Annotated in this window: 16 protein-coding genes; 5 read left to right on the forward strand and 11 right to left on the reverse strand. The window is 71.2% G+C overall.

The window, feature by feature from the left end; all coding sequences use genetic code 11:
* Position 1 precedes the first annotated feature (1 nt).
* From K377_RS03945 to K377_RS03965, 5 genes are all read right to left on the reverse strand, one after another.
* On the reverse strand, positions 2-1,615 hold the full coding sequence (locus tag K377_RS03945; protein ID WP_111661715.1) for a DEAD/DEAH box helicase: 1,614 nt from the start codon (positions 1,613-1,615) through the stop codon (positions 2-4).
* A 93-nt stretch (positions 1,616-1,708) separates the two neighbouring features.
* Entirely contained in the window at positions 1,709-1,912 is a 204-nt protein-coding gene (locus tag K377_RS03950; protein WP_005318814.1) for a cold-shock protein, read from the reverse strand.
* A 179-nt stretch (positions 1,913-2,091) separates the two neighbouring features.
* Positions 2,092-3,249 carry an acetyl-CoA C-acetyltransferase gene (locus tag K377_RS03955; RefSeq protein WP_111661716.1) on the reverse strand — a complete coding sequence of 386 codons (1,158 nt, stop codon included), beginning with the start codon at positions 3,247-3,249 and terminating at the stop codon, positions 2,092-2,094.
* Between the two features lie 34 nt (positions 3,250-3,283).
* Positions 3,284-3,898, reverse strand: coding sequence for a TetR/AcrR family transcriptional regulator (locus K377_RS03960; RefSeq protein WP_111661717.1), 615 nt, complete (start codon positions 3,896-3,898; stop codon positions 3,284-3,286).
* Positions 3,899-3,926: 28 nt separating this feature from the next.
* The gene (locus K377_RS03965) at positions 3,927-4,709 is read right to left on the reverse strand and encodes an SDR family oxidoreductase (protein WP_111661718.1); all 783 of its coding nucleotides are present in this window, start codon (positions 4,707-4,709) and stop codon (positions 3,927-3,929) included.
* A 133-nt stretch (positions 4,710-4,842) separates the two neighbouring features.
* Here K377_RS03965 and K377_RS03970 point away from each other — a divergent pair, with 133 nt between their 5' ends.
* The 3 genes from K377_RS03970 to K377_RS03980 are packed head-to-tail and all read left to right on the forward strand — an operon-like array spanning position 4,843 to position 7,735.
* Entirely contained in the window at positions 4,843-5,982 is a 1,140-nt protein-coding gene (locus tag K377_RS03970; RefSeq protein ID WP_111661719.1) for an acyl-CoA dehydrogenase family protein, read from the forward strand.
* Positions 5,982-7,010, forward strand: coding sequence for an acyl-CoA dehydrogenase family protein (locus K377_RS03975; RefSeq protein WP_111661720.1), 1,029 nt, complete (start codon positions 5,982-5,984; stop codon positions 7,008-7,010). The genes K377_RS03970 and K377_RS03975 overlap by 1 nt, the downstream gene beginning before the upstream one ends.
* Positions 7,007-7,735: a glucose 1-dehydrogenase gene (locus tag K377_RS03980; RefSeq protein WP_111661721.1), complete on the forward strand. Its 729-nt coding sequence runs from the start codon at positions 7,007-7,009 to the stop codon at positions 7,733-7,735. Before K377_RS03975 ends, K377_RS03980 begins: the two co-directional genes overlap by 4 nt.
* Before the next feature lie 15 nt (positions 7,736-7,750).
* Here K377_RS03980 and K377_RS03985 read toward each other — a convergent pair whose 3' ends face one another.
* Genes K377_RS03985 through K377_RS03995 form a run of 3 tightly spaced genes read right to left on the reverse strand, consistent with a single transcriptional unit; the run spans position 7,751 to position 9,754 of the window.
* Positions 7,751-8,320: a HutD family protein gene (locus K377_RS03985; RefSeq protein WP_111661722.1), complete on the reverse strand. Its 570-nt coding sequence runs from the start codon at positions 8,318-8,320 to the stop codon at positions 7,751-7,753.
* Between the two features lie 37 nt (positions 8,321-8,357).
* Positions 8,358-9,473 carry a hypothetical protein gene (locus K377_RS03990; protein ID WP_111661723.1) on the reverse strand — a complete coding sequence of 372 codons (1,116 nt, stop codon included), beginning with the start codon at positions 9,471-9,473 and terminating at the stop codon, positions 8,358-8,360.
* Positions 9,470-9,754, reverse strand: a complete 285-nt coding sequence (locus K377_RS03995) for a hypothetical protein (protein WP_111661724.1) — start codon at positions 9,752-9,754, stop codon at positions 9,470-9,472. Before K377_RS03995 ends, K377_RS03990 begins: the two co-directional genes overlap by 4 nt.
* A 141-nt stretch (positions 9,755-9,895) precedes the next feature.
* On the opposite strand from K377_RS03995, the gene K377_RS04000 reads away from it, so the two are divergent.
* Positions 9,896-10,801 (forward strand): chitosanase, encoded by a 906-nt coding sequence (locus tag K377_RS04000; protein WP_111661725.1) that lies wholly within the window; start codon positions 9,896-9,898, stop codon positions 10,799-10,801.
* Between the two features lie 120 nt (positions 10,802-10,921).
* Positions 10,922-11,431 carry a lamin tail domain-containing protein gene (locus K377_RS04005; RefSeq protein ID WP_111661726.1) on the forward strand — a complete coding sequence of 170 codons (510 nt, stop codon included), beginning with the start codon at positions 10,922-10,924 and terminating at the stop codon, positions 11,429-11,431.
* A gap of 141 nt (positions 11,432-11,572) precedes the next feature.
* On the opposite strand, the gene K377_RS04010 is transcribed toward K377_RS04005, so the two are convergent.
* The 3 genes from K377_RS04010 to K377_RS04020 form a co-directional block, all read right to left on the reverse strand.
* Positions 11,573-13,036, reverse strand: coding sequence for a glutamate synthase subunit beta (locus tag K377_RS04010; protein WP_111661727.1), 1,464 nt, complete (start codon positions 13,034-13,036; stop codon positions 11,573-11,575).
* On the reverse strand, positions 13,029-17,636 hold the full coding sequence (gene gltB / locus K377_RS04015; protein WP_111661728.1) for a glutamate synthase large subunit: 4,608 nt from the start codon (positions 17,634-17,636) through the stop codon (positions 13,029-13,031). The genes K377_RS04010 and gltB overlap by 8 nt, the downstream gene beginning before the upstream one ends.
* Positions 17,637-17,991: 355 nt before the next feature.
* Positions 17,992-18,723: a VIT1/CCC1 transporter family protein gene (locus tag K377_RS04020; RefSeq protein WP_111661729.1), complete on the reverse strand. Its 732-nt coding sequence runs from the start codon at positions 18,721-18,723 to the stop codon at positions 17,992-17,994.
* Between the last annotated feature and the right edge of the window lie 201 nt (positions 18,724-18,924).

The following is an 18,924-nucleotide window of genomic DNA, read 5'->3' on the forward strand; positions in this document are numbered from 1 at the left end:
GTTACGCGGCGGCCTGGCGCGGGCCGCGTCCGCGGCGGTTGCCGCCCGTGCCCGACCCGGAGGCCGCCTTCGCGGCACCGGCCGCGCCGCCGCCCGAGCGACGTCGCGCGCCGCCCGTACCGGTCCCGGCGGCCTTCGTGCCGCCCGCGGAGCGCTGGCGCTGCTGCGGCTGGCGCTGCTGTCCCTCGGCGGCCGGCTTGCCGGTGCCACCGGCGCGCGATCCGCGCGAGCGGCGCGACCGGCGCGGCTTCGAGGCGTCGCCCGCCGGGGCGACGGGCTCGGGCACGGCGATGGTCACGGCGACACCGGACGGCTCACGGGCACCGGTGATCTTCACCAGCTCCTCGTCCGTGGAGCGGACCTGGGTGGTGGTCGGCCGGATCCCCGCGTGCTGCATCAGGCGCTGCATCTCGCGCTTCTGCTCGGGGAGCACGAGCGTGACGACGCTGCCGGACTCGCCGGCGCGCGCGGTGCGGCCGCCGCGGTGCAGGTAGTCCTTGTGCTCGGTGGGCGGGTCGACGTTGACCACGAGGTCGAGGTCGTCGACGTGGATGCCTCGCGCGGCGACGTTCGTGGCGACGAGCGCGGTGACGCGGCCGTCCTTGAACTGCTCCAGGGTGCGGTTGCGCTGCGGCTGGCTGCGGCCTCCGTGCAGCGGCGCGGCGAGGACGCCGCTGGCGAGCAGCCGCTTGGCGAGCCGGTCGGCGGAGCGCTTGGTGTCGACGAAGAGGATGACGCGCCCGTCGCGGGCGGCGATCCGGGCAGTGACGGCCTTCTTGTCGGTCTCGTCCTGCACGTGCAGGACGTGGTGCTCCATGGTGGTGACGGCGCCGGCCGACGGGTCCACCGAGTGCACGACGGGGTCGGTGAGGAACTGCTTGACGAGCCGGTCCACGTTGCGGTCGAGCGTCGCCGAGAACAGCATCGTCTGTCCGCCGGGCGCGACCTGCTTGAGGAGCGCGGTGACCTGGGGCATGAAGCCCATGTCGGCCATCTGGTCTGCCTCGTCGAGGACCGTGATGCCTACCCGGCCGAGCGCCACGTCGCCGCGCTCGATGAGGTCCTTGAGGCGTCCCGGGGTGGCGACGACGACCTCGGCGCCGCGGCGCAGCGTGCCCGCCTGCCGGGAGATCGACATGCCACCGACGACGGTCGCCATCCGCAGGTGGAGCGCGGTCGCGTACGGGGTGAGGGCGTCGGTGACCTGCTGGGCGAGCTCACGCGTGGGGACGAGGACCAGGGCGAGCGGCGTCTTCGGCTCTGCCTTGGTGCCGGCGGTGCGGGCGAGCAGCGGGAGTCCGAAGGCGAGGGTCTTGCCGGAGCCGGTGCGGCCGCGGCCGAGCAGGTCGCGTCCGGCGAGGGAGTTGGGGAGCGTCGCGGCCTGGATGGGGAACGGCGCGGTGACGCCCTGCGCGCTCAGCGTCTTCAGCAGGGCGGCGGGCATGTCGAGGTCGGCGAAGTCCGCGACCGGCGGCAGTGCCGGAGTGGTGTTCTCCGGCATGGTGAACTCGCGCGGCGGCGTGGGCTGTTGCCTGCGCTGCTGCTCGGGGGCGCGACGCTTGCCCGCCGCGGGACGAGAGGTGCGGCGGCGGGACGGACGGGCAGAGCTGGTCATGCGGCAGGCCTTCCGGGGACGGGGACAGCATGAGCCGGGGCCCGCACCGACAGCGGTGCGGACCCCGGCCCGGAAATGCTCGATCAGGCGAGATCAGGCGGGGAGGATGTTCTCCGCCTGGGGGCCCTTCTGACCCTGGGTGACGTCGAAGGTCACCTTCTGGCCCTCCTGGAGCTCACGGAAGCCCGAGGTGGCGATGTTCGAGTAGTGGGCGAAGACGTCGGCGCCGCCGCCGTCCTGCTCGATGAAGCCGAAGCCCTTTTCCGAGTTGAACCACTTCACGGTACCGGTGGCCATGTCATTCTCCTTGAACAGGTAGCAGCCCCCATTCCGAGAACGCTCATGAGAACGCCCGATTCCGGGAACACACCCCGGAAAACAATAATGCGCCTGAGGAACATTCCCGTCAGGCGCACATAAAGTCTATGGGTACCAAAACTGCAACACTGAGACCTTAGCACGGCGGACGTGGATCTTCACAGTCGCTCGATGATCGTCACGTTGGCCTGGCCGCCGCCCTCGCACATGGTCTGCAGGCCGTAGCGCCCGCCGGTGCGCTCCAGCTCGTGGAGCAGGGTGGTCATCAGCTTCACGCCGGTCGCCCCGAGGGGGTGGCCGAGGGCGATCGCCCCGCCGTTCACGTTCACCTTCGCCGGGTCGGCGCCGGTCTCCTTCAGCCAGGCGAGGACGACGGGCGCGAACGCCTCGTTGATCTCGACCAGGTCCATGTCGGCGATGCTCATGCCGGTCTTCTTCAGGGCGTACGCGGTCGCGGGGATCGGCGCGGACAGCATGCGGATGGGGTCCTCGCCGCGTACGGAGAGATGGTGGACACGGGCACGGGGAGTCAGGCCGTGCTCACGGACCGCGCGCTCGGAGGCGATGAGGAGGGCGGCGGCACCGTCGGAGACCTGGGAGGAGCAGGCGGCGGTGATGGTGCCGCCGTCGACGACGGGCTTCAGTCCGGCCATCTTCTCCAGGGTGGTGTCGCGGCGCGGTCCCTCGTCGACGGTCACGTCGCCATGGGCGACGGTCTCGCGCTCGAAGCGGCCCTCGTCGATGGCGCGCAGCGCCCGCTGGTGGGACTGGAGGGCCCATTCTTCCTGGTCGCGGCGGGTGATCCCCCATTTCTGGGCGATCAGCTCGGCGCCGTGGAACTGGTTCACCGGCTGGTTTCCGTAGCGGGCGCGCCAGCCTTCGCTGCCGAGGTAGGGGCCGTCGGAGAGGCCGAGGGGTTCGGCGGCCTGCCGGGAGGCGAAGGCGATGGGGATCATCGTCATGTTCTGCACGCCGCCCGCGACGACGAGGTCCTGGGTGCCGGAGAGCACGCCCTGGGCGGCGAAGTGCAGGGCCTGCTGGGAGGAGCCGCACTGCCGGTCGATCGTCACGCCCGGCACCTCTTCGGGGAGGCCGGCCGCCAGCCAGCTCGTCCGGGCGATGTCGCCGGCCTGCGGGCCCACGGTGTCGAGGCAGCCGAAGACGACGTCCTCGACGGCGGCCGGGTCGACGCCGGTACGGGTGACGAGTTCCTTGAGGACGTGGGCGCCGAGGTCGGCCGGGTGGACACCCGAGAGGCCTCCCTTGCGGCGTCCGACGGGTGTGCGGACCGCTTCGACGATGTAGGCCTCGGCCATGACGGAACCCTTCCGTGTCGGTGGACGCGTACGGCTATGCGGGCCGTACGGCGATGCCGTCCAGCACCATCGAGAGGTACTGGCGGGCGATCTCCTCGGGGCTGTGCTGTCCGCCGGGCCGGTACCAGGACGCGGCGACCCATACGGTGTCGCGGACGAACCGGTAGGTGAGGCGGATGTCGAGATCGGCGCGGAAGCTGTTGTTCTCGACCCCGCGCTCCAGGGTCGTCAGCCACGCCTTTTCGAACTTGCGCTGGGATGCCGCGAGGAATTCGAATCGCTCCTGCACGGCGAGGTGTTTGGCCTCTTTCTGGTAGATGGCGACGGCGGCGCGGTGCCGGTCGATCTCCCGGAAGGATTCGGTGACGAGGGCCTCCAGGGTTTCCCTGGGCCCCTGTTCGGCTTCGAGCACGGCGTCGTAGCCCGACCACAGCTCGTCGAGGAAGGACCGCAGGATCTCCTCGAGCATCGATTCCTTGGAGTCGAAGTGGTAGTAGAGGCTGCCGGCGAGCATGCCCGCGTGGTCGGCGATCTTGCGGACGGTGGTGGCGTTGTAGCCCTGGGCCGCGAAGACCTCGGCGGCGGTGTCGAGGAGTTCTCGGCGCCGCTCGGGCGATGCGGTCACCTGGGGCTTCTTCTTCGTAGGCACGCGACCATTGTGGTCCTCGTCGGATCGGTCATGGGTGCTGGCTGCTCACCGAGACGGTCTCGCCCGTCATGTACGAGGAGTAGCCGGAGGCGAGGAAGACGATCACATTGGCGACCTCCCACGGCTCGGCGTATCTGCCGAAGGCCTCCTTGCGCGTCAGGTCCGCGAGGAGTTCGGCCGAGGTGACCTTCACGAGGTGGGGGTGCATGGCGAGGCTGGGCGACACCGCGTTCACCCGGACTCCGTACGCGGCCGCTTCGGCGGCGGCGCAGCGGGTGAGCGCCATGACGCCCGCCTTGGCCGCCGCGTAGTGAGCCTGGCCTTCCTGGGCGCGCCAGCCCACCACCGAGGCGTTGTTGACGACGACGCCCGTGCGTCCGGTGTCGCGGTAGGCGCGCAGGGCGGCTCTGGTGCAGCGGAACGTGCCGTTCAGCGTCACGTCCAGGACCTTGCTCCACTGTTCGTCGGTCATGTCGACGAGGGCCGAAGTGCCGCCGAGGCCGGCGTTGTTGACGACGATGTCGAGTCCGTCGTGCAGCTCGTGGGCGCGGGCGAAGAGGGCGGTGACCTGTTCTTCGTCGGTGACGTCGCAGGGCAGTGCCGCCACCTGCGAGGCGCCGAACTCCTCGGCGAGTACCCGCTCGGACTCCTTGAGGCGGCGGGCGTGGGCGTCACTGATGAGGACGCGGGCGCCCTCCTCCAGGAATCTGCGGGCGGTGGCGCCGCCGATGCCGGCTCCGGCGGCCGCGGTGATGACGGCGGTGCGGCCGGTGAGCAGGCCGTGCGCCGGTTCGTAAGCGGGGGTGGTCATGTCCGCGCCTCCTCAACTGGGCCACTTGCCGGGCGTTTTGAGTGGATTCCCGCCGGGAGACTCTCGACGCCGCTCGTTCCGTTACGGTAACCTACCAAACACTTGTTAGGGAAGGTCGGGAGGGCGGTGCGTGATGGATCTGGACTTCACACCGGACGAGGACGCGTTCCGCGCCGAGGCGCGGGAGTGGCTGGCGGCGCACGTCCCGGCCGGGCCGCTGCCCTCCCTGGAGACGGAGGAGGGGTTCGCCGCGCACCGCGCCTGGGAGGCCGAGCTGTCCGCGGACCGCTGGTCGGTGGTGTCGTGGCCCGAGGAGTTCGGGGGCCGCGGTGTCGACATCTTCAAGTGGCTCGTCTTCGAGGAGGAGTACTACGCCGCGGGCGCCCCGGGCCGGGTCTCGCAGAACGGCATCAATCTCCTCGCCCCCACGCTCTTCGACCATGCAACGGACGAGCAGCGGGCGCGGGTGCTGCCGTCGATGGCGAGCGGCGAGGTGATCTGGGCGCAGGCGTGGTCGGAGCCGGAGGCGGGTTCGGATCTGGCGTCGCTGCGGTCGCGGGCGGTGCGCACGGACGGCGGCTGGCTGTTGCGCGGGCAGAAGACGTGGTCGTCGCGGGCCGCGTTCGCGGACCGGGCGTTCGGCATCTTCCGCACCGATCCGGACGCGCCCAAGCCGCATCAGGGGCTCACCTATCTGATGTTCGATCTGCGGGCGCCCGGTGTCACGGTCCGCCCGATCGGCAGGCTCGACGGCAGACCGGCCTTCGCCGAGCTGTTCCTGGACGACGTGTTCGTGCCGGACGAGGACGTGATCGGCGAGCCCGGCCGGGGCTGGCGCATCGCGATGTCGACGACGGGGAACGAGCGGGGGCTGACCCTGCGCTCCCCCGGCCGTTTCCTCGCCTCCGCCGGGCGGCTGCTGCGGTTGTGGCGGGAGCGCGGCGCTGACCCGGCGGTGCGCGACCGGGTGGCGGACGCGCTGATCGGGGCGCGCGCGTACCAGCTGTTCACGTATGCCAACGCGTCGCGGTTCGCGGCGGGCGAGCAGATCGGCGCCGAGTCGAGCCTGAACAAGGTCTTCTGGTCGGAGTACGACATAGCGCTGCACGAGGCGGCGCTCGACCTGCTGGGAGCGGAGGGCGAGTGGGCCGCGGGTGAGTGGGCCGAGGGGTACGTCTTCTCGCTCGCAGGTCCGATCTACGCGGGGACGAACGAGATACAGCGCGACATCATCGCCGAGCGGCTGCTCGGCCTGCCGAAGGGGCGTCGCTGATGAGGTTCCTGCTGGACACGGAGCAGGCCGAGTTCGGCCGCACCCTCGACCGGATGCTGGGCGCGGCGGACACTCCGTCGGTGGTCCGCGCGTGGGCGGCCGGCGATCCGGGTCCGGGCCGGGAGCTGTGGTCGCGGATCGCGGAGGCGGGTGTCTTCGCTCTCGCCGTGCCCGAGCGTCACGACGGCGTGGGGCTGCTGCCGGTCGAGCTGGCTCTGGCGTTCGTGGAGCTGGGGCGGCACGCGGTGCCGGGTCCGGTCGTGGAGACGGCGGCGGCGGCCGTGCTGCTGGCCGGCCTGGCGGAGGACGGTGGGGTCGCGAAGGAGTGGCTGCCGAGGATCGCCGACGGGCGGGCGGTGGTGTCGCTGGGCGGCGCGGAGCCGGCTGCGTTCGTGCTGGACGCGGATGCCGCGGACGCGGTGTTCGTAGCGGCGGGCTCCGAGGTGCGGCGGGCCAGGGTGCGGGGGGCGGGTGTGGCGTCCGCCGATCCGGCGCGGCGGCTGTTCCGGGTCGAGGCCGGTGAGGTCGTCGCGCAGGATGCGGCGTCGGCCGTGGCGCGGGCCGCCGATCTGGCCGCGCTGCTCACCGCCGCGCAGTCGCTCGGGGTCGGCCTCGAACTGCTGCGCAGAACCGTCGAGTACGTGGGGCAGCGCGAGCAGTTCGGGGTGCCGATCGGCTCGTTCCAGGCGGTCAAGCACCGCCTTGCGGACGCGCTGCTCGGCCTGGAGTTCGCCCGACCGCTGGTGTTCGGCGCGGCGCTGTCCCTGGCGGACCGGGGCACCGGCGCGGGTGACGGAGCGGGCAGGGACGTGGCGGCGGCCAAGGTGGCGGCGGGAGAGGCCGCGTACCGGGCGGCCCGGGCGGCACTGCAACTGCACGGGGCCGTGGGGTACACGGAGGAGCTGGATCTGTCGTTGTGGCTGCGGAAGGCACGGCCGTTGCGGGATGCGTGGGGGACGCCCGCGCGGTGCCGGGAGCGGGTGCTGGGTGCCGGGCACGCCACATCGCCGGAAGCGGTGGGGGGATGACGGTGTCGCTGGACGGCAAGGTCGTGATCGTCACGGGGGCCGGGCGCGGTCAGGGCGCCGCCGGGGCCCGGCTGTTCGCCGAGGCCGGGGCGCGGGTCGTGCTGACGGACGTACGGGAGGAGGAAGGCCGCGAGGTCGCCGGGGCGCTCGGTGAGCAGGGGCTGTTCGTGCGGCACGACGTGACGTCGGCCGACGACTGGGCGCGCGCGGTGCAGGCCGCGCTCGACACGTTCGGGCCGCTCGACACGCTCGTGAACAACGCGGCGCTGTGGCGTACCGCGTCCGTGGAGGACGAGACGTACGAGAACTTCGAGACGCTGCTCGGAGTCAATCTGCTGGGCCCGTTCCTGGGGATCCAGGCCGTCGTGCCCGCCCTCAGAACCGGCGGCGGCTCGATCGTGAACATCTCGTCGACCGCAGGGCTCATCGGCATCAAGGGGCACGCGGCGTACGGGTCCACGAAGTTCGGCCTGCGCGGGCTCACCCGGTCCTCCGCCCTGGACCTCGCGCCGTACGGGATCCGGGTGAACTCCGTGCACCCGGGGGCGATCGACACCCCGATGGTGGCGTCGGCGGTCGCCGGGCGGGACTGGTCGCATCTGCCGCTGGGCCGGGTGGGCCGTCCCGAGGAGGTCGGCCCGCTCGTGCTCTTCCTCGCGTCGGACGCGGCGTCGTACATCACGGGGGCGGAGTTCACGGTGGACGGCGGGTCGATCACCGGCTGAGCACGCGGCCGGGCCTCAGCTCCGGGTGGCCGGGAGGGTGACGACGGCGGTGGGCCCCGTGGCGCCGAGTCGGGCGGCCCCTGTGACGAGCGCCGCGTCGTACCGGCCGAGCACCCGGCCCGCGACCTCGGCGCCCTCGTCGCCGAGCGCCACGACGAGGGCCGGTGCGAGGCCGATGTCGAGGCGGCCGCGCACGACGGCGACGGACGGGGCCGTGGTCAGGGCGTCGCGCCGCCACATGACGTTGAGGTTGACGATGTTCCCGGCGCCGAGCAGCCGGCAGTCGGTGGGGACGTCGCCGGGCAGGTCCCGTGGCACGTACGGGCTGTCGACGAGGACGGGCTCGCCGCCGACGGTCAGTTCCATGCCGTCGCCGTCGGCCATGGTGAGGGTGCGGTCGACGCCGGGGAACGCGGAGAACGGGCCGTCGGCCGCGACCTCCGCGAGGCTCACCCGCCAGCCGAAGTCCGCCGTGTCCGCGCCGTGCGGGTGGCAGAGGATCTCGCGGGTGACACCGCCCCCGTTCTTCCAGGGGACGGCGGTGCGGTCGGCGGCGGGCAGGTGCCGTACATCGGTGTCGATCACGGGACCCGAGCGTACGGGACCGCGGCGACGGGCCTGATCAGGCCCTCGGTCCGGCCTGCCGGAAGGCGGGCAGGGCGAACATGCGGGCCTTGCCGGCCTCGGGCATCAGCTCGACCAGCGGCAGGAGCAGTTCCCACAGGTTCCGCCGCTCCACGTCGAGGAGGAGCGCCGTCAGGTCGGCCTCCGGCAGCCCGGCCGCCGTCGCGGCGATCACCGTGCGGGACCCGGTCGGCAGCGCGTCGGCCAGCGGCAGGAGCGCGCCCCACAGTCCGCTCGCCGCCACGGCCCGCACCGCGTCCGCGAGCAGCGCCGGATCGCGCAGCGCGGGCAGTGCGGCGACGGTGCGCAGGCGGTCGTCGTCGAGCAGCGCGACGAGCGGCAGCAGCGCCTGCCACAGCCCCTCGGCCGCGACCGTGGACACCAGGGAGTCCAGCTCCTCCTGGGGCCGGTCGGCGGTGAGTTCGGCGATCTGGATGCGCCGTTCGCCGTTGACCATGCCGGCCATGGCCAGCGCCTCGGGCCACAGCCCGGCGCCGGAGGCCGCCGCGACGACCCGGGCCAGCCGGTCCTGTCCCATCAGTTCGACGACCTGGCCGAGCCGGTCGCGCCGGTCGATGAGGAAGCCGGTCCGCAGCACGGCCGTGTCGTCGACCCGCGGGATGATCCGGAGCAGCGCGGAGTCCCGTACGTGTCCGACGAACCGCCCCATCGTGAGGTGGTCGCCGCGTCCCGCGAGGGCCACCGCGATGCGTACGAGGAGGTCTTCGTCGAGCCGGTCGACGATGTCGGGGATGCGGCGCGGGTCGAGATGGGCGCAGGCCTCCGCGGTGAAGGCGACCGGGAGCCGGTCGATGACGGCGGCGGCCCGCGCGGGTTCCATGCGGCCCGCGACGGCACCGGCGAGCCGCGGCCCGAGCGCCTTCTGCGCGATGGCGGCGGAGACGGACGCGGGCACCAGCCTGGTGGCGGCGGCGATCCGGTCGATCATGTCGGGGGCCCGGTCGAAGAGCGCGGCGACGGCCTGTTCGCGAAAGCGCCGCAGGTCGGCGGCGGAGCGCCCGTCGAGGAAGGAGAGCCCGCCCGGGGCGACGGCGAGCACCCGCTCGATCTTGAGCACTTCGGCCCGGCACTGCAGCCGGTCGGAGCCGTTCACGGGCGTACGCCTCCCGACGTGCGGTCCGGCCGGCGGGCCGAGGGGCCGGTGGCCGGGCGGAACAGGATCCTGCGGACGGGCCCCCTGGCCGGCGCGGGCACCACCGTGAGCGCCTTCTCCGCGGCCTCGTTCAACCCGGCGGCGCGGCTCTCGCGTTCGCGGCGCAGCGCGTCGCTCAGCACGGCGAGTTGCTCGGCGGCGAGGTCGGCGAAGGTGGCGGGGGGCCGGGCGCCCAGCTCCTCACCCAGCTCCCCCAGTCGCGCCAACGCTTCGGTGCTCACAGGACCTCCGTGACCTTCTGTGCGGGAAGGGCGGCTCCGCCCGAGCCTGACCCTCTGCTGACGTCGAGTCAATGGTGGTCCGGGGCGGCGGCCGTCCACCCCGCTCCGGGGTGGAGGTGTCGTGGCTTTACTGTGTGCCGCATGAAACGCGCCGGATGCCTGTTCCTCTCCTTCATCGCCGTGGCTCCCGCCGCCACGGCGGCGTTCTACTTCCTGTCCCCCGGCGGCGAGGACGACGGCTCCGCCCGCCCCTCGGCATCCGCGTCCGCGCACTCCCCCGAGCAGGACAGGTCGGCCGCGGAGCGCCGGGCCGACGACAAGACGATCGCGAGCCTGCCGGCGGGCCTGGCCGCACCGGCGAAGAAGGAGCTGGCCCAGCAGATCGTCGCCAGCGCCGAGAACTCCACGCTGGACTGGCGCAGCGCGTACGGCTACATAGAGGACATCGGCGACGGACAGGGCTACACGGCCGGCATCATCGGCTTCTGCAGCGGCACCCACGATCTCCTGACGCTGGTCGAGCGCTACACGAAGGCCCATCCGGACAACGGCCTCGCGCGCTATCTGCCCGCCCTGCGCGAGGTCGACGGCACGGACTCGCACGAGGGCCTGGACCCCGGCTTCACCGCCGCCTGGAAGAACGAGGCGACCCACCGGGCCTTCCGCGACGCGCAGGACGGCGAACGGGACCGCGTCTACTTCGACCCCGCGGTCCGCCTCGCCAAGCTGGACGGCCTCGGCACGCTGGGCCAGTTCATCTACTACGACGCGATGGTCTTCCACGGCCCCGGCACCGGCCCCACCGGCTTCTACGGCCTGCGCGAGGCGACGCTCAAGGAGGCGGACACCCCGTCGCAGGGCGGCAGGGAGGCGGCGTACCTCGACATCTTCCTCGACCTGCGCCGCAAGGCGATGCGGACGAAGAAGGCGGGCATCGACACCAGCCGCGTGGACACGGCCCAGCGGCAGTTCCTGTACGACGGAAACCTTTCTCTCAGGACGCCGCTGACGTGGCAGGTGTACGGGGAGACGTACCGGGTGCGGTGAGGCGGGGGTTTCGGCGGCGCACTCGTGCAACCAAACGTGAAGAAGGCGTGTCTAACCCGTGAAGCACACGCACACATCGTGCTCAACGCCGTCTCCACGTAAGCCCGTTAAGGAACACACATGCAGATACGCACGACCCTGGCCGCCACCTCCGCCCTCTCCGTCTCCGCGGTGGCGGCCGTCGCGCTGCTGACCGCGGCTCCCGCGTACGCGACCGAGTACAGCTCGGCGCTGAAGGTGCGCGGGGTGCAGTACGACGCCCCGGGCAGGGACGACAACCGCTGCTCCGGCGGCAACACGTCCCAGGAGTACGTGACCATCAAGAACTACTCCAGGACCGCGACGGTGAACCTCAAGGGGTACGTGGTCAAGGACAAGACCGGCAACAGGTTCACGTTCACCAAGAGCCACTCCCTCCAGCCCGGCGACTACGTCCGGCTGCGCGGCGGCAAGGGCACGGACTCGGACGCGAAGAACGTCGTCTACCGCAACAACTGCAACTTCATGTGGAACAACGACAAGGACACGATCTACCTGTACAAGCCGTCGGGCGCGCACGCGGACACCCACGCGTACACGAAGTCGTCGAACGACCGTGACGGGAACGGGTACATCAGCTTCCACAGCTGAGCGGGGCGGGCCCCGGTCGCCCGGGGCCCGAACGCACCGCGACGCCCGCCCAGTCGTCCGGTCGGGGACAGTGGGGCGAGCGTCGCGCTCTGTTCCGTACGCCGTTGTACGGGACGTTCTTGGGTCAGGCCGGGCGGAGCGTCACACCATCAGGGCGCGGTCCGTCGGCTTGATCGGGGCCGGGAGGTCCGAGGCGCCAGTCAGGAAGCGGTCCACGCCGCGGGCGGCCGAGCGGCCCTCCGCGATGGCCCACACGATGAGCGACTGGCCGCGGCCGGCGTCACCGGCCACGTACACGCCCGGCACGTTCGTCTGGAAGTCGGCGTCGCGGGCGATGTTGCCGCGCTCGTCGAGGTCCAGGCCGAACTGCGAGGTGAGGCCGTTCTCCTGGTCGGTGCCGGTGAAGCCCATGGCGAGGGTGACCAGCTGGGCGGGGATCGTGCGCTCCGTGCCCGGCTTCGGGGTCAGCTTGCCGTCGATGAACTCGACCTCGGTGAGGTGCAGCGACTGGACGTTGCCGTCCTCGTCGCCCTCGAAGTGGGTCGTCGAGACGGAGTAGACCCGCTCGCCGCCCTCCTCGTGGGCCGAGGTGACCTTGTAGAGCATGGGGAAGGTCGGCCACGGCTGCGAGACCGGGTTCCGGTCGTCGTTCGGGCGCGGCATGATCTCCAGCTGCGTGACCGAGGCGGCGCCCTGACGGTGGGCGGTGCCCACGCAGTCGGCGCCGGTGTCGCCGCCGCCGATGACGACGACGTGCTTGCCCTCGGCGGTGATCGGGGGCGCCACGAAGTCGCCCTCCTGCACCTTGTTGGAGAGCGGCAGGTACTCCATCGCGAAGTGGATGCCGTTCAGCTCACGGCCCGGGACCGGCAGGTCGCGGGAGATCGTGGCACCCGCGGCGATCACGACGGCGTCGTGGCGCTTGCGGAGCTTGGCGGCGTCTATGTCGCGGCCGATCTCCACGCCCGTACGGAACTTGGTGCCCTCCGCGCGCATCTGCTCGATGCGGCGGTTGATGTGGCGCTTCTCCATCTTGAACTCGGGGATGCCGTAGCGGAGCAGGCCGCCGATGCGGTCGGCGCGCTCGTAGACGACGACCGTGTGACCGGCCCGCGTCAGCTGCTGGGCGGCGGCGAGACCCGCCGGGCCCGAGCCGATGACGGCGACGGTCTTGCCCGACAGGCGCTCGGGGATCTGCGGGGCGACGTCGCCCCGGTCCCACGCCTGGTCGATGATCGACACCTCGACGTTCTTGATGGTGACGGCCGGCTGGTTGATGCCGAGCACGCACGCCGACTCACACGGGGCCGGGCACAGGCGGCCGGTGAACTCCGGGAAGTTGTTCGTCGCGTGCAGGCGCTCCTGCGCGGCCGACCAGTCCTCGCGGTACGCGTAGTCGTTCCACTCGGGGATCAGGTTCCCCAGCGGGCAGCCGTTGTGGCAGAACGGGATGCCGCAGTCCATGCAGCGCGAGGCCTGCTTGCTGATGATGGGGAGCAGGGAGCCGGGAACGTAGACCTCGTTCCAGTCCTGCACGCGCTCGCCGACGGGGCGGGTCTTGGCGACCTCGCGCCCGTGGTTGAGAAAGCCCTTGGGATCAGCCATTGGTCGCCGCCTCCATCATCTTCTCGGTGATCTCGGTCTCCGTCAGACCGTCTCGCTCGGCGGCGTCCTTGGCGGCGAGCACTGCCTTGTACGTGCTGGGGATGATCTTGCTGAAGCGCTCCACGGTGGCGGGCCACTCGGCGAGCAGCTTCTCGGCGACCGTGGACCCGGTCTCCTCCTGGTGGCGGCGCACCACGTCGTGCAGCCACTGCTTGTCGGTGTCGTCCAGGGCCTCGACGGCGGAGACGCTCGCGGCGTTCACGTTGTCGGTGTCCAGGTCGATGACGTAGGCGATGCCGCCCGACATGCCGGCCGCGAAGTTGCGGCCCGTCTCGCCGAGGACGACCGCGTGGCCGCCGGTCATGTACTCGCAGCCGTGGTCGCCCACGCCCTCCGAGACGACCGTGGCACCCGAGTTGCGGACGCAGAAGCGCTCGCCGGTGCGGCCGCGCAGGAACAGCTCGCCGCCCGTCGCGCCGTACGCGATGGTGTTGCCGGCGATCGTCGAGTACTCGGCGAGGTGGTCGGCGCCGCGGTCCGGGCGGACCACGATGCGGCCGCCGGAGAGGCCCTTGCCGACGTAGTCGTTGGCGTCGCCCTCCAGGCGCAGCGTGACACCGCGCGGGACGAAGGCGCCGAAGGACTGGCCGGCGGAGCCGGTGAAGGTGATGTCGATGGTGTCGTCGGGCAGGCCCGCGCCGCCGAACTTCTTCGTCACCTCGTGGCCGAGCATGGTGCCGACCGTCCGGTTGATGTTGCGGATGGCGACCTGGGCGCGCACCGGCTGGGCGTCGGTCTGGTCGTTCGCCGCGAGGGCGTCGGCGGCGAGCTTGATCAGCTCGTTGTCGAGCGCCTTCTCCAGGCCGTGGTCCTGCGTGATCAGCTGGTGGCGGACGGCGCCGTCCGGCAGCTCGGGCACGTAGAAGAGCGGCTCCAGGTCGAGACCCTGCGCCTTCCAGTGGTTCACGGCCCGCTCGGTGTCGAGGAGTTCGGCGTGGCCGACGGCCTCCTCGATGGTGCGGAAGCCCAGCTCGGCGAGGATCTCGCGGACCTCTTCGGCGATGAACTCGAAGAAGTTGACGATGTACTCGGCCTTGCCGGAGAACCGCTCGCGCAGCGTCGGGTTCTGGGTGGCGATGCCGACCGGGCAGGTGTCCAGGTGGCAGACGCGCATCATGACGCAGCCGGAGACGACGAGCGGCGCGGTCGCGAAACCGAACTCCTCGGCGCCGAGCAGCGCGGCGATGACGACGTCGCGGCCGGTCTTCAGCTGGCCGTCGGTCTGGACGACGATGCGGTCGCGCAGGCCGTTGAGCAGCAGCGTCTGCTGGGTCTCGGCGAGGCCGAGCTCCCAGGGACCGCCCGCGTGCTTCAGGGAGGTCAGCGGCGAGGCGCCGGTGCCGCCGTCGTGGCCGGAGATCAGGACCACGTCCGCGTGCGCCTTGGAGACACCCGCGGCGACCGTGCCGACGCCGACCTCGGAGACCAGCTTCACGTGGATGCGGGCCTGCGGGTTGGCGTTCTTGAGGTCGTGGATCAGCTGAGCCAGGTCCTCGATGGAGTAGATGTCGTGGTGCGGCGGCGGGGAGATGAGGCCCACGCCCGGCGTCGAGTGACGCGTCTTGGCGACCCACGGGTAGACCTTGTGGCCGGGCAGCTGGCCGCCCTCGCCGGGCTTGGCGCCCTGGGCCATCTTGATCTGGATGTCGTCGGCGTTGACCAGGTACTCCGAGGTCACACCGAAGCGGCCGGAGGCGACCTGCTTGATCGACGAGCGGCGCGCCGGGTCGTACAGGCGGTCGGCGTCCTCGCCGCCCTCACCGGTGTTGGACTTGCCGCCCAGCTGGTTCATCGCGATGGCGAGGGTCTCGTGGGCCTCGCGCGAGATGGAGCCGTAGGACATGGCACCGGTCGAGAACCGCTTGACGATCTCGGAGGCCGGCTCGACCTCGTCGATGGAGATCGGCTGCCGGTCGTCGCCCTTGAAGCCGAACAGGCCGCGCAGCGTCATCAGGCGCTCCGACTGCTCGTTCACCCGGCCCGTGTACTTCTTGAAGATGTCGTAGCGGCGCGAGCGGGTCGCGTGCTGGAGGCGGAAGACAGTCTCGGGGTCGAACAGGTGCGGCTCGCCCTCGCGGCGCCACTGGTACTCGCCGCCGATCTCCAGGGCGCGGTGCGCCGGGGCGATACCGGAGGCCGGGTACGCCTTGGAGTGGCGGGCGGCGACCTCACCGGCGACGACGTCGAGACCGGCGCCGCCGATCTTGGTGGTCGTGCCGCTGAAGTACTTCTCCACGAAGGCCTCGTCGAGACCGACGGCCTCGAAGACCTGGGCGCCGCGGTAGGAGGCGACGGTGGAGATGCCCATCTTGGACATGACCTTGAGGACGCCCTTGCCGAGCGCGTAGATCAGGTTCCGGATGGCCTGCTCGGCCTCTATGCCGTTGAGGAAGGTGCCGGCGCGGACCAGGTCCTCGACCGACTCCATCGCCAGGTACGGGTTGACCGCCGCGGCGCCGAAGCCGATGAGCAGGGCGACGTGGTGGACCTCGCGGACGTCACCGGCCTCGACCAGCAGACCCACCTGGGTGCGCTGCTTGGTGCGGATGAGGTGGTGGTGGACGGCGGCGGTGAGCAGCAGCGACGGGATCGGCGCGTGCTCGGCGTCGGAGTGCCGGTCGGAGAGCACGATCAGGCGGGCGCCGGCCTCGAGGGCGGCGTCGGCCTCGGTGCAGATCTCGTCGAGGCGGGCGGCCAGCGCGTCGCCGCCGCCGGAGACCCGGTAGAGGCCGGAGAGCGTCGCGGCCTTCATGCCGGGCATGTCGCCGTCGGCGTTGATGTGGATGAGCTTGGCCAGCTCGTCGTTGTCGATCACCGGGAAGGGCAGGGTGACCGAGCGGCAGGAGGCGGCCGTGGGCTCCAGGAGGTTGCTGCCCGGGCCGAGGGAGGAGCGCAGCGAGGTGACGAGCTCCTCGCGGATGGCGTCCAGCGGCGGGTTCGTGACCTGCGCGAAGAGCTGGGTGAAGTAGTCGAAGAGCAGCCGCGGGCGCGACGAGAGGGCCGCGATCGGGGTGTCCGTGCCCATCGAGCCGATCGGCTCGGCGGCGGCCTTGGCCATCGGCGCGAGGAGGATGCGCAGCTCTTCCTCGGTGTAGCCGAAGGTCTGCTGGCGGCGCGTGACGGAGGCGTGCGTGTGCACGATGTGCTCGCGCTCGGGCAGATCGGAGAGCTCGATCTCGCCGGCCTCCAGCCACTCCGCGTAGGGCTGCTCGGCGGCGAGGCCGGCCTTGATCTCGTCGTCCTCGATGATGCGGTGCTCGGCGGTGTCCACGAGGAACATGCGGCCGGGCTGGAGGCGGCCCTTGCGGACGACCTTCGCCGGGTCGATGTCGAGGACGCCGACCTCGGAGCCGAGGACGACGAGGCCGTCGTCGGTCACCCAGTAGCGGCCGGGACGCAGACCGTTGCGGTCGAGAACGGCACCGACCTGGACGCCGTCGGTGAAGGTGACACAGGCCGGGCCGTCCCAGGGCTCCATCATCGTGGAGTGGTACTGGTAGAAGGCGCGCCGGGCCGGGTCCATGGAGTCGTGGTTCTCCCACGCCTCCGGGATCATCATCAGGACGCTGTGCGGAAGCGAACGGCCGCCGAGGTGCAGCAGCTCCAGGACCTCGTCGAACGACGCCGAGTCCGACGCGTCCGGCGTACAGATCGGGAAGATCCGGTCCAGCGTCGCCTGCGAGGAGCCGAACAGCTCCGAGGCGAGCTGCGACTCACGGGCGCGCATCCAGTTGCGGTTGCCCTTGACGGTGTTGATCTCACCGTTGTGGGCGACGAACCGGTACGGGTGCGCGAGCGGCCACGACGGGAAGGTGTTCGTCGAGAAGCGCGAGTGGACCAGGGCGATCGCCGATGCGAAGCGGCGGTCGGACAGGTCGGGGAAGAAGGGCTCCAGCTGGCCGGTGGTCAGCATGCCCTTGTAGACGATGGTCCGGGCGGAGAGCGACGGGAAGTAGACACCGGCCTCGCGCTCGGCGCGCTTGCGCAGGACGAAGGCCTTGCGGTCGAGCGCGATGCCCCGAACAGCGGCAGAAGAGCCGTCCGCGACGAACACCTGACGGAAGGCGGGCATCGTCGAGCGGGCCATGGAGCCGAGCAGCTGCGGGGCGACCGGGACCTCGCGCCAGCCGAGGACGTTCAGGCCCTCTTCGGCGGCGATCGTCTCGATCTGCGAGACGAAGGAGTCGGTGTCGGTCTCCGGCAGGAAGGCGATACCTACGGCGTACGCTCCGGCCTCGGGCAGGTCGAAGTCGACCGACTCGCGCAGGAAGGCGTCCGGAACCTGGGACAGGATGCCCGCGCCGTCGCCCGAGTCGGGCTCGGAGCCGGTGGCACCGCGGTGCTCCAGGTTGCGCAGAACGGTGAGCGCCTGCTCGACCAGCGTGTGGCTCGCCTCACCGGTGAGGGTGGCCACGAAGCCGACGCCGCAGGCGTCGTGCTCGTTGCGCGGGTCGTACATGCCCTGGGCCGCAGGGCGAGCATCCATGTGCGACCAGTTCTGGCCGGTGGAATGCTGGGACGGCTGGCGCGGCGTACGCATCGGCTCTCCCGTCGTCGTCGTGGCATTTGCAAGTGCCGAGGGACGACGTTGGCCCTCTGCTGAGTACTGCTGAAGTACTGCGAAGTTCATGCTGCTGCAAAATTTCGTGCAGGTTACATGATGGAGCGATTCCCGAGAAGTGGATACTTCGTTCCAGCATGCGGACGCCGCGGGTGGCGGCGGGAGTCGGCCCGGCGGGCAGATCGATGACCGAGAGAGCCGACAGTGCGCCGCGGGCCTCATTGCCCACAGCGCTTACGGCTCATGCCCCGTGGTCAAGTACTCGAAACCGTCCAGTAACGACTACTTATGCAAGGCCCTGTATAGCCATCATCCGGCCGTGACCTGGCGGGCGTCAACCTATCGCCGTACCGAAAAGGCTGCCCAGGAGATAGGTCACACCCGCCGCGGCGCCGCCCAGGGCCAACTGCCGCAATCCGCTGAACCACCACGAGCGGGCGGTCACCTTGGCCACGACCGCGCCGCACGCGAAAAGCCCGACGAGCGCGAGCACCACGGCCGGCCACAGGTCGCTCGCACCGAGCAGATAGGGCAGTACGGGGATCAGGGCGCCCAGCGCGAACGCCCCGAAGGAGGAGACCGCGGCCACCGTCGGCGAGGGCAGATCGCCGGGGTCGATGCCCAGCTCCTCGCGGGCGTGGATCTCCAGGGCCTGCTCGGGGTCCTTGGACAGCTGCTCGGCGACCTTGCGGGCGAGGTCCGGCTCGACACCGCGCGAGATGTACAGCTCGGCCAGCTCCCGCTCCTCGTCGGCCGGGTGCTTCCTCAACTCGCGCCGCTCGACGTCGAGTTCGGCCTCGACCAGCTCACGCTGGGAGGCGACGGAGGTGTACTCGCCGGCCGCCATGGAGAAGGCGCCCGCGGCGAGGCCCGACAGGCCGGTGATGATGATCGTCTGCTGCGCGACGGCGCCGCCCGCGACACCGGCCATCAGCGCGAAGTTGGAGACCAGGCCGTCCATCGCGCCGAACACCGCGGGGCGCAGCCAGCCGCCGTTCACATCGCGGTGCGTGTGGTTGTCCCGGTGCGCGTCGTGGAGCGTCGCCTCGGTCTCGATGATGGCCATGCCGCTGATCCCCGTCCCCTGTATCGCCTGCGTTCACTGCTCTCTACGAGCTCGAAAGTACGCGCGAAAAATCGCCTCCGCTAGCAAGGAAGGCCGTACTTACCTGCACTTTTGCGCCCTGCGCAACGAGGTCGGGGACTCACCCGTGAGATGGATCACGCGATCGTTCCGTTGACCGCGGGGGAAACATCACCGCAACAT

It is taken from the genome of Streptomyces sp. PsTaAH-137 (assembly GCF_003259365.1).
GTDB lineage: Bacteria > Actinomycetota > Actinomycetes > Streptomycetales > Streptomycetaceae > Streptomyces.